The organism is Nocardia sp. CA-136227 (genome assembly GCF_050955695.1).
Classification (GTDB): domain Bacteria; phylum Actinomycetota; class Actinomycetes; order Mycobacteriales; family Mycobacteriaceae; genus Nocardia.
The window spans coordinates 3,549,055-3,559,001 of sequence record NZ_CP192081.1 but is presented as its reverse complement, the minus strand read 5'-3'; the positions used below and the strand labels follow the sequence as shown (position 1 = coordinate 3,559,001).

Sequence of the window (9,947 nt, the reverse complement as noted above, 5' to 3'; positions counted from 1 at the left end):
GACTTCCCATGAGCGACAACACCATCGACCAGCACCCGGACGAGACCACCGGCATCGAGGAGACCCCGGCCGTGCCTGTCGACATCGAGAAGACCACGACCGTGCCCGTCGACAAGGCGGAGACCGCGGCCGTCGACATTCCGGAACCGAAGACCACCGCGACCGAGGCGGACACCGCCGCCCCGAAATCGACCGGGCACACGTGGAAGTCACGCCTGCGCACGACGTCGCTGCCCACCCTGGGCCCACGCGGCCGCATCGCCGCCTGCGCCGCCGTGGTGCTCGCGCTGGCGGCGTCGATCGGGTCCAGCATCGTGCTCTACCAACACGACGCCGAAAACAAGGACCTGCTCGCCGCTCAAGAGCAGGCCCGGGCCGCAGCCTGCGCCTACGCGCCGATACTGGCGACCTACGACGCCAAGAGCCTCGACGCCTACTTCACCGGCGTCCTCGACGGCGCGACCGGCGACTGGCGCAAGCAATTCGACGCCACCAGCAAGGATCTGCGCGACGTGCTCACCCAGGGCCAGGTCGTGTCCAAGGCCACCGACGTGCAGTGCGCGGTCCGCAATGTCGACCGCGACTCCGCCGAGGCCATCGTGGTGATCGGCCAGACCATCACCAGCCTCGGCACCCAGGGCAAGCCGGCGCCCGGCCAGCTGTCGATGGTGATGCGACTGCAGCGGTCCGGCGACCGGTGGCTGGTGAACAAGGTGAATTCGCCGCTGGCGCAACAGCCGCAGTCGTGAACCGGGCGAGGACGCCCGCCCCCGAACCGGGTGCGCGGGCGGTTCGGCGACGGCCGAAGAACCGGCGCGCCCAGATCGCGGCGGTGTCGGCCGCGGAATTCGCGGCCCAGGGCTACCACCGGGTGAGCATGGACGACATCGCCGCCCGGCTCGGCATCACCTCCACCGCGCTGTACCGGCACTATCCGAGCAAGTACGCGCTGTTCGCGGGTGAGCTGCTGCGACTGGGCGAGGTGACGGTGGCGGCGGTGAGCCTGCCCGAGGTGGCGGCGGGCTGGCCCGCACGGCGGCGGCTCGGGTACGGGATCGACGGGATCATCGCGGAGACCATCGTGAACCGGACGACGGTCGGGCTGGCCCGGTGGGAGCACCGCTACCTCGACGACCCCGACAAGCGCACGGTGGACCAGCATTTCAGCACCGCGCTGGCAGACCTGAGCGCCCTCATCGACGCGGTCCGGCCCGGCCTGTCCGCGCGCGAACTACGGGTGCGGGCCATCGGGGTCTTCAGCACGGTGAGCTGCCTCGGCGACCACCGCGTCGTGCTCGCCTCCAAAACCCTTGCCGTCCTGCTGAATACGGCCTGCTGGGCGATCATCGCCGCCGACCTGCCCGAGCCCGCCCAGCCGCCGCCCGCCCCGCGCGCGGTGGAGACGCCGCTCTCGCTCAAACACGAGCTGCTGTTGCAGTGTGCGGTGCGGCTGTTCTACGAGCGCGGCTACCCGAATGTCAGCGTCGAGGACATCGCGATCGCGGCGGGCCTGCCGTCCACTTCGGCGGTCTACCGCTACTACCGCGGCAAGAGCGATCTGCTCGAGGCCGCCTTCCGCCGCGCCGCCGACCGCATGTCGGCCGTCATCGCCCCCACCCTGGCCGAATCCTCCGGCCCCGCCGAGGCTTTGGCCAAACTCATCGACATGTACGTGGCCGGGGCCTTCGACGAACGCGAACTGATCTTCGTGTACTTCGCCGAATTCGGTCACGTCCCCGACGACGAACGCGCGACCCTGCGAGTGGTGCAGCGCATGGTGGTCACCGAATGGGCGGCCCTGCTCACCCGGGTCCGCCCCGGTCTCACCCCCGCCGAGGCGGCCGTCCTGGTGCACGCCGCCCTCGGCCTGGTGGTGGACTACGCCCGCGTCTTCGGCGACGACGAGCGAATCTATCCGCGCCAGTGGGTGATTCGCCTCATGGAGGCCGCCCTGTTCGGACCGGCCCAGGTCCGGACTAGGCCGGAGTGACGATCTGGATCAGATTGCCGCAGGTGTCGTCGAACACCGCGGTGGTCACCGGGCCCGCTTCCACCGGCGGCTGGGTGAACTTCACGCCGAGCCCGCTCAATCGCTCGAATTCGGCCCGCACATCCGCGACCTGGAAGGAGGCCGCGGGAATCCCGTCACCGACGAGCGCGTCCTTGTACGGCTTCACCGCTGGATGTCCGTCGGGCTCGAGCAACAATTCCGCCCCCTGCGGGTCCTCCGGCGACACCACGGTCAGCCATCGGGCCGCGCCCAGCGGAATGTCGTGCTTCTTCTCGAAGCCGAGCACCCCGCTGTAGAAGTCGAGCGCCTTCTGCTGGTCGTCCACGAAAACACTGGTGATGTAGATCCGCATGGTTCCTACCCTTCCTGTGCGCCGGCCGCGGGGCGACCGGATTCGTGAGAGTCCCTCGTCCAGCTAGTTCGCGACGTGCTCGCCGTCGCACCACTGCTCGGCCGGAACAGCCGCCTTGACCTGGTCGATGTGGTCGCCACACCCTGCCCAGGTGATCTTGCCGCAGGTCTGGCAGGGGGTCGGTTGACACATGGTTGCTCCTCGGGCCGATCGGATGGGTTCGGGTGGATGGTATCGGGTTCACGGCCCGGTTCGTGTTGCCGGGCCCGGCCGTGACCACGCCCTCCAGGATACCCCCTGGGGTATGCTACGGTGGTTACTATACCCGGTGGGGTATCCGTGAAGCAGTCGAAGGAGTAGGCATGTCCGCACCGCACGAGACCACGCAGGCGTCGCCGCACGGGAAGGCCGTGCTCAGCGAGCTGTCGCCGTTGCACCGGGAGCTGCGGCGCGCGATTCCCGACGTGTACAAGGGTTTCGGCGAGCTCAGCAAGGCGGCGTTCGCACCCGGCGCGCTGGATCGCAAGACCAAGGAGCTCATCGCACTCGCCATCGGCGTCGTCGAGGGCTGCGACGGGTGCGTCGCCTCGCACGGTCAGGCGGCCGCGCGGGCCGGGGCGACCAGGCAGGAGGCCGCCGAGGCGATCGGCGTGACGTTCCTGATGCACGGCGGCCCGGCCACCATTCACGGCGCTCGCGCCTATGACGCGTTCTGTGAATTCGCCGACGCCATCGAATCCGGCGAAGCGCCCGCCTGAGAACACGGAGGACTCTCGAATGTGTCGAGCGACGCGGTGCCGGACCTGCGGTAAGACCACCTGGGCCGGATGCGGGGCGCATATCGCCCAGGTGCGCGCCGGGGTTCCGGCCGATCAATGGTGCGCGGGGCACGAGCAGGTCGCCGGCGGCGGCTGGATTCGGCGGATCCTCGGCCGGTGACGGCACCGGCACACCGGTGACGACGCTCCCGTTCCTTGACGAGATTGTCGTACCGGCCCGCGATCCCCTCCGCCACGGGCCGGTACGACGGATCGGGATTTCAGGCCAGCTGACGGGCCAGAATCGGAATACCCTCTCCCGCAACCTGATCCAGCGCAGCGGTACGGCCGGTGATCAGAAGGAGCAAGGCGCGGATCGGGCCCTTGATCTCGCCACCGGTGCCGTGGGTCCAGTCGACATCGGTGGCGACGAGCCGAATTCCGTCCAGGCGGTGGCGATCCCAGACGGGCCACCCGCACGCGGCGGCCGTGTCGGCTCCGGCGGCGGCTGCCTCGGGATCCACGTCGAGGACCCGGCCGAGCGGGATCGCGATGTCCTGGCCGTGAACGATGGTGTCGAACAGGATGTTTCGATAGTTCGTGAGTTTCGGCAGCCGCCGCGAAGCGGCATGGTCGCGGAGCTCACACACCAGTTCCGAGGTCGGCCGTTGCGCGTACCGGGTGGTGAGGTCGTCGATCATCCGGTTGTAGTCGCCGCGGACGCGGAGCGCCGTGCGCAGCAGCACGCCCGGCGAAGGCGGATTCGGCGGTGCCGCGATGTGCGCCGCGACTTCGCGAACCCGCCAGCCCGCGCACAGCGATGGCGTCTCCCATTCGGACGGCGTCAGATCCGCGAGCAGGGCGGCGATTGCCCGGCGCTGCTGTTCGATGTGCCGCCAACTGTTCTCACGGTCCATGGTGTTCCCCATGCCAATGATTAGTCAGATACACTGACTAGTATGGTCAGCGTCTCTTACCAAGTCAAGGAGTGGGGATGTCCGGCGACGAGCTGAATGCCGGGCTGCTCATGTTCATCGCGTACCAGGCCATGGAGGACCGCATCTTCAGCGCGCTCGCCGCGGCCAGGTTCGCGGATATCAGCGTGGCGCAGGGCAGACTGGCCGCCCGGATCGCGGCCGAGGGATCACGCATCACCGAGCTGGCCCAGCAGGCGCAAGTCACCAAGCAGACAGCCGGATTCCTGGTGGATCAGCTCGAACGCGCCGGGTACGTCGAACGCACGCCGGATCCGCGCGACGGCCGTGCCCGCCTGGTCCGGCTCACCGCCCGCGGCCGGGCGCTGGCCCAGTACTCCAACGACATCGCCGATGCCGTCGAAGCCGAATGGGCCGCGCACCTGGGTGAACGTCGCATGCGCGCGCTGCGCGAGGCCCTCACGCAGCTGCGCGACATCACCGACCCCTACGCCTGATCCTCGCCCGGGCTGCGCAGCCCGATGAAGATCTGCATGCGCCCGGGATAGGCGGTGCTGTTGACATTGAACAGCTGCCCGACGATCCGCGCCGTCGCACCGTCGCCGTTCCGCAACCGGATGACCGGGCGGGCGCGCTCGTAGCGGGCGGTGGTGTCCGACCAGATCTCCAGGAACAGCGGGAACCGGCCCAGCTCCTGCAGCAGGTCGTCGAACCAGCTGGTGTCGCCGAACTGGGCGATGTATCCGTGCAGCCACTGGATCGAGATCCGTAGCTCCCGCTCCCATTCGACCAGCGTGTGCCGCGCTCGGGGATCCCCGAGCATCCAGCGCAGCAGATTGCCGTCCTGGGTCAGCCCCGGGAAACCCGCGGCGAAGCTGTCGTTCCACATCAGGACGTTCAGGCGGGTGTCGACGTAGGCGGCCAGGTGCGGCTCGTACAAGGCCAGGGCCTGCGGAATACCGCGCCCGAGATCGGCGCGCAGGTCATCGGTCGAGGGCTGCTCCACCGGACCCAGTCCGGCCAGGTCCGATAATTGCCGGAATTCCTCCGGGGCCAGTGCCGCCAGGCGATCGAGATAGCGCATCAACGCCGTCACCACTTCACGGGTGGGCCGCTCGCGTTCGCCCTTCTCCAGGTGATTCACATAGCTGGCGCTGACCCCCGAGTTGAATGCCAGCCGCTCCCGCGACACGCCGCGCGCATCGCGTAGCCGGCGCAATACCGACCCGAACGTGGGCGCATTGGGAAGCCCGTCCCCCGCCACCTCGGTGTCGAACTCCTCCATCGCCGCCTCTCCCACGCACGAACCTTCCGGTGTGCTGATTCTTCCATTCCCCCCAATCAGCGCGTGTCCCAGGGGAAACTGGGCGATACTGGACGAATCGGGCGTGATCGGATGGCGGGGAGCCGGCTCGCAGTCCAGGGTCGGCGGATGAGGCCAAGCGGATTCACGCTCGCCGAAGGAGCTGTCCCCCATGGTTTCCGAGCGAATCATCCTTCCCGACTTCTACATGCCGTATCCGCCTGAAGGAACCAATCCCCGAGCCAGAGCCGCCGAATCCAAGATGTGGGAATGGCTGGTCAACCTGGATCTCGTTCCCGAGGAGTTGTCCCGACGCAGAGTGGCGGGTTCCCGCCCGGTAGAGATGTATTCGATGTGGTGCCCCGACGCCGACGTCGAATCACTCGCGCTGCTCGCCGAATTCACGGCGTGGGCGTTTATCGTGGACGACCAGTTCGATATCGAAATGCCCGACCCCCGAAGGTGTTTGGCCACCATTCACCGGCTGGAGACGGGTTTCGACCTCGACGGCACACCGTCCGGGGTGCTGGCGACCGGCTTCCAGGACCTGTGGCGCAGACTGTGCCGCGGCCGCTCACCGCAGTGGCGACGCGCGGTGCGCGCCGAGATCGTGGAATGGTGGTGGAGCTACTACACCGAGAGCGTCCGCACCATCACCGGTGATCTGCCGGAACTCGTCGAATACCGCACCCATCGGCAGATCTCGGTGGCCATCTACATGCTGCTGGATCTGAGCGAGATCACCTACGGGATCGATCTACCCGACACGGTCCGGCAACTGCCCGCCATGAAGACCCTGCGCGCGGCGGTCACCGAGCACATGGGGTTGATCAACGACGTGCATTCCCTGCCCGCGGACGAGGCGGTCGGTTACGCCTACAACGCGGTGCTGCTGGCCGAATATCACCTCGGCTGCACCAGGACTCACGCCCTGCGCGTGGTCAACGAGATGCTGACCGATTGCATTCTGCGGATCGGCCGGATGGAGGAAGCCCTCGCCGAGGAACTCGACGTACTCGGCGTCACCGGGCAGGCCCGCGACGACACCCTGCACACGCTGGAGGACTATCGCCGATACGTGCGCGCCAACTTCGACTTCCACTACCGCGCACCGCGGTACACCAGCCCGCCGATCGAGGCGCTGGCCCACGGGCAGTTGTTGTCCTAGTCCGCGGCCGGATGGCTCTCGCGCCGGGCGCCGGAGGCGTCGATGGCGTACTGGGAGCGGAATTCGCCGGGCGTCATACCGGTTTCGAGCTGGAACGCGCGGTAGAAGTGCCGGTCGGAGGCGAAACCCGCGGCGGCTGCGATGGAGTTGAGGGATCGGGTCGGCTCCGACCGCAGCTGCCGCCGGGCGTGTTCGATGCGCATGCGGCGGATCAGCGCGCCCGGGCCGCCCAGCCCCTCGCACATGCGGAACAGGGTGCGCCGGGACACCAGGCAGGCCTTGGCGATCTCGTCGACGGTGAGGTCGGGATCGGTGAACCGTTTTCGTAGGTAGGCCATCATCTGCTGGCGGGTGTAGAGCGAATCAGCGGGCGCCGGTGAGGCTTTCCCGACCGCGAGCAGGAGCGCCGAGGCCAGCATGCCGGTGGTTTGCCCGTCGAAGGCGAGATTCGCCCGCTCGGCTTCCTCATTGGTCAGTTCGGCCATGTCGCGGAAGAAGCGGGTGACCACGCCCATGGCGCCGTCGGCGGGAATCGGCACGGCGAAAGGCAATTCGTCGCGGGCCAGCCCGGCGTAGTCGAGGACCGGCTGCAAGGGCGCACGCAGCAACGTCGACATCGCATTGTCGGTGGTGCGGCTGACCAGGGGCTGCGCGCTGTCGTAGAAGGCGATGGACCCGGCCACCGATTCCGCGGTCCGTCCCTGCTGCTCTGTCCAATTCGTCCCTTCCAGCACGATATTGGCGAGCAGGAACTCCCCTTGCGACCGCGCGACCATCCGCTGCGTCCGGTTCACCTGCTGGGCGCTGGCTCGCATGAGCGCCACCGACACTCGATCGAACTGGGTGCTGGTGATCTTGCCGTTCCAGCACCCGTCGTGTAGCGGCGAGATCGCTGAAGGCACGATGGCATCCGCCATCAGTGCTTCCCACTGCTCGAAGGCATCACGCGGCTTCAGCGTCGAGGACGAGCGCACCTCGACTGTAACGGAGGCGGTTTGCTCCACGTCCGCATCTTCCCACCGCATGTGCCCGCGCGGGACTGGATTCTGAGGAATAGCGGGACCCGGAGTCGTTCGATCACCGCCGATCAGAGCTGGAACGCAAGGGTTTCGGTATGTGCGGGGACGTCAGGACGACGCTGGATGTCGTCGCCACCCGTTCGAGCGCCTCGAGGTCCTTCTCGATGACGCCGTACAGCAGATACGCGAGCACGAAACCGATGATGCCGCCGACGCACAGGATCCGCACCGCCCAGATGATGGACTCGATATCCACCCCGGGCAGGAACGTGACCCCGGTGACGCCGACCAGCGGCACGGCGGCCGCCACGGTCAGATAGAAGCCGGTGCGCCCGGCGAGCCGGTGCAGGTGGTCGATATCGGCGGCGTCGGAGCGGCCGTGTTCCAGGAACACCGGGTACAGGCACCGCACCACGTACCAGGTCAGCCCGAAGTACGGGTACGACACGGCCATCGCGCCGCACACCACGACCGACAGCAGGAAATGCACGTAGGTGGCGTACGGCACGCCACCGGCGATCAGGTTCAGCAGGACCGGGAACACGATCCCGCCGAGCACCCAGAACACGAAGGCGATCCACACCACCCGGGGGCCGAGCCGGAGCGCGTCGATGCGGGCGCGGGTGAGCGTCTCATCGGTGAAGTCCCAGCCGATGCGCAGGCCGACGAGGACCAGCACGAGGCGGCGCGCGGCGAACAGGATCAGCACCGCCGCGACCACGATCGCGAGCGGATACAGCACCAGCGCAACATATTCGAAGGTGTGCCGGGCCTGCGGCGTGAGCTTACCGACGATCAGCGTCCTGCTGTAGTAGTAGTTGTATCCGACCGCGATCAGGTTCGGAATCGCGATCGCCAGCGCGAGGATCGGGATCGCCCACAGGGGTGCGGTCGGCAGCCACCGGCGCTGCGGCGCGTCCACCAGCTCCCGAGCCCGCGGGTCGAGGCACAGCTCGAATTGCTGAGCCAGCTCCGCGCCATTGGCCCAGCGGTCCTCCTTCTTCGGCGCCAGGCAGGTCAGCAGCACGCGGCGCAGTGAGGGCGGAGTGTCGGCGGGGAGGTCGTCGAGGAATTCCTGGGCGATCGGGCGGCGGCGCACGTCGAGCAGTTGTTCGACCGCGGCCTGCGAATCCTTCGCCTCGAGCTTGGGAAACGGCCGCCGCCCGGTGAGCAGCTCCCACAGTACGACACCGAGCGAATAGATGTCGCTGCGCGTGTCCAGGTCCTCGACCGTGCCGGGCAGTGCCGGGTGGCTGGCGGCCAGGTGCTCGGGCGACATGTAGGCCAGGGATCCACCGAAGTAGGCGACGGGACTGCTGCCGGCGACGTGGTCGCTGGCGCTGATATTGAAGTCGGCCAGTTTCGGGACGCCGTCAGCGGTGAGCAGCACGTTCGCCGGTTTGATGTCGCGGTGCAGGACGCCGTGCTCCTCGGCGTAGTCCAGGGCCTCCGCGAGCCGGCGACCGAGCCAGGCGATCGTCTCCGGCCAGGACAGCGCGGCGATCTCGTCGCGCACCCGGGCGCCCGAGGTTCGCAGCTCACCCTTCTGTTCCAGCGCCGAGTCGGCGGCGTCGAGCAGCAGCTGCCCGCCGCGTTGATCCGGCGGGGTCTCGCGCACGCGGTTCAGGACCGCGGACAGTGTTCCGCCGGGCAGGTACTGCATGTACATGAGTTTCAGCGCGCGGTCCGGCAGTACCCGCTGGTCATAGACGCGCACGATGTAGTCGTGGTCCAGCTGGGCCAGCGTCTGCGGTTCGGTGCCGTGGTCGGTGGAGACCTTCACCGCGACCAGCCGCTGCATCGAGAGTTGCCGTGCCAGAAAGACTCTCGCGAACACGCCGCGGCCCAGTTCCAGCAGCAGGTCGAAGTCGTCGATGCGGTCGCCGGGTTCGAGTTCCTCACTCGCGACCGGCGGGCCGGTCCGATCCACGAGGGTGCTCTCGTAGGGGTCGTTCGGCCGCAGGATGGCGTCGATCTGCTCCGCGTATTCGGGATAGTCCCGCGCGTATTCGGCGACGTCGATCCGGACGCCGGCGCGGCGCAGAATATGGAACTCCTCGTAGAGCAATTGCCGCGGCATCGGGCCGGACGCCAGTTCCGGAAACCGGGCGCGGTATTCGGCGAGCCGCTTCGGGTGCTCGTAGCGCAGCCATCGGTATTTCAGATCCACCTTGATCAGTGCGATCAGCGAGGCCCGGCGCGCGGTGTCACCGGTCAGCGCGAATTTCGCGAGATCGGGGGGCAGGCTACCGGATTCCCATGCGGCCGTGAACTCCTCGACCGCGTCGACGAGCCGCAGCAAAGTATTCGCGGCACGATCGGCCAACGGATCGAATACCGCGGTTGCGTTCGCGTTCGGCTCGGTCATGGCGGTCACTCCGGGGTGAAACTCCGAGGCGTC

Annotated in this window: 11 protein-coding genes; 5 read left to right on the top strand and 6 right to left on the bottom strand. The window is 68.0% G+C overall.

Annotated elements, in window-relative coordinates; translation table 11 throughout:
* Positions 1-8: 8 nt before the first annotated feature.
* Both ACQP06_RS16320 and ACQP06_RS16315 read left to right on the top strand, forming a co-directional pair.
* Positions 9-749, top strand: coding sequence for a hypothetical protein (locus tag ACQP06_RS16320; RefSeq protein ID WP_433672974.1), 741 nt, complete (start codon positions 9-11; stop codon positions 747-749).
* Positions 746-1,990, top strand: coding sequence for a TetR/AcrR family transcriptional regulator (locus tag ACQP06_RS16315; protein ID WP_433672973.1), 1,245 nt, complete (start codon positions 746-748; stop codon positions 1,988-1,990). The genes ACQP06_RS16320 and ACQP06_RS16315 overlap by 4 nt, the downstream gene beginning before the upstream one ends.
* On the opposite strand, the gene ACQP06_RS16310 is transcribed toward ACQP06_RS16315, so the two are convergent.
* On the bottom strand, positions 1,977-2,363 hold the full coding sequence (locus ACQP06_RS16310; protein WP_433672972.1) for a VOC family protein: 387 nt from the start codon (positions 2,361-2,363) through the stop codon (positions 1,977-1,979). The genes ACQP06_RS16315 and ACQP06_RS16310 overlap by 14 nt on opposite strands.
* 63 nt (positions 2,364-2,426) lie before the next feature.
* The gene (locus tag ACQP06_RS16305) at positions 2,427-2,555 is read right to left on the bottom strand and encodes a hypothetical protein (protein WP_357287872.1); all 129 of its coding nucleotides are present in this window, start codon (positions 2,553-2,555) and stop codon (positions 2,427-2,429) included.
* A gap of 170 nt (positions 2,556-2,725) precedes the next feature.
* Here ACQP06_RS16305 and ACQP06_RS16300 point away from each other — a divergent pair, with 170 nt between their 5' ends.
* Complete coding sequence (locus ACQP06_RS16300; protein WP_433672971.1) at positions 2,726-3,121, top strand: carboxymuconolactone decarboxylase family protein; 396 nt, start codon at positions 2,726-2,728, stop codon at positions 3,119-3,121.
* A 281-nt stretch (positions 3,122-3,402) separates the two neighbouring features.
* Here the strand turns inward: ACQP06_RS16300 and ACQP06_RS16295 are convergent, their stop codons facing one another.
* Complete coding sequence (locus ACQP06_RS16295) at positions 3,403-4,050, bottom strand: maleylpyruvate isomerase family mycothiol-dependent enzyme (protein ID WP_433672970.1); 648 nt, start codon at positions 4,048-4,050, stop codon at positions 3,403-3,405.
* A 65-nt stretch (positions 4,051-4,115) separates the two neighbouring features.
* Between ACQP06_RS16295 and ACQP06_RS16290 the strand changes: the two genes are divergently transcribed.
* A complete protein-coding gene (locus tag ACQP06_RS16290; protein WP_433672969.1) occupies positions 4,116-4,553 on the top strand; it encodes a MarR family winged helix-turn-helix transcriptional regulator in 438 nt (145 codons plus the stop codon).
* Here the strand turns inward: ACQP06_RS16290 and ACQP06_RS16285 are convergent.
* Entirely contained in the window at positions 4,544-5,356 is an 813-nt protein-coding gene (locus tag ACQP06_RS16285) for a helix-turn-helix domain-containing protein (protein WP_433672968.1), read from the bottom strand. The two genes, ACQP06_RS16290 and ACQP06_RS16285, sit on opposite strands and share 10 nt — an antisense overlap.
* A 175-nt stretch (positions 5,357-5,531) precedes the next feature.
* Here ACQP06_RS16285 and ACQP06_RS16280 point away from each other — a divergent pair, with 175 nt between their 5' ends.
* Positions 5,532-6,527: a terpene synthase family protein gene (locus ACQP06_RS16280; protein WP_433672967.1), complete on the top strand. Its 996-nt coding sequence runs from the start codon at positions 5,532-5,534 to the stop codon at positions 6,525-6,527.
* Here the strand turns inward: ACQP06_RS16280 and ACQP06_RS16275 are convergent.
* A complete protein-coding gene (locus ACQP06_RS16275; RefSeq protein ID WP_433672966.1) occupies positions 6,524-7,531 on the bottom strand; it encodes an AraC family transcriptional regulator in 1,008 nt (335 codons plus the stop codon). The genes ACQP06_RS16280 and ACQP06_RS16275 overlap by 4 nt on opposite strands.
* Before the next feature lie 73 nt (positions 7,532-7,604).
* Positions 7,605-9,914 carry a serine/threonine-protein kinase gene (locus tag ACQP06_RS16270; RefSeq protein ID WP_433672965.1) on the bottom strand — a complete coding sequence of 770 codons (2,310 nt, stop codon included), beginning with the start codon at positions 9,912-9,914 and terminating at the stop codon, positions 7,605-7,607.
* Positions 9,915-9,947 lie beyond the last annotated feature (33 nt).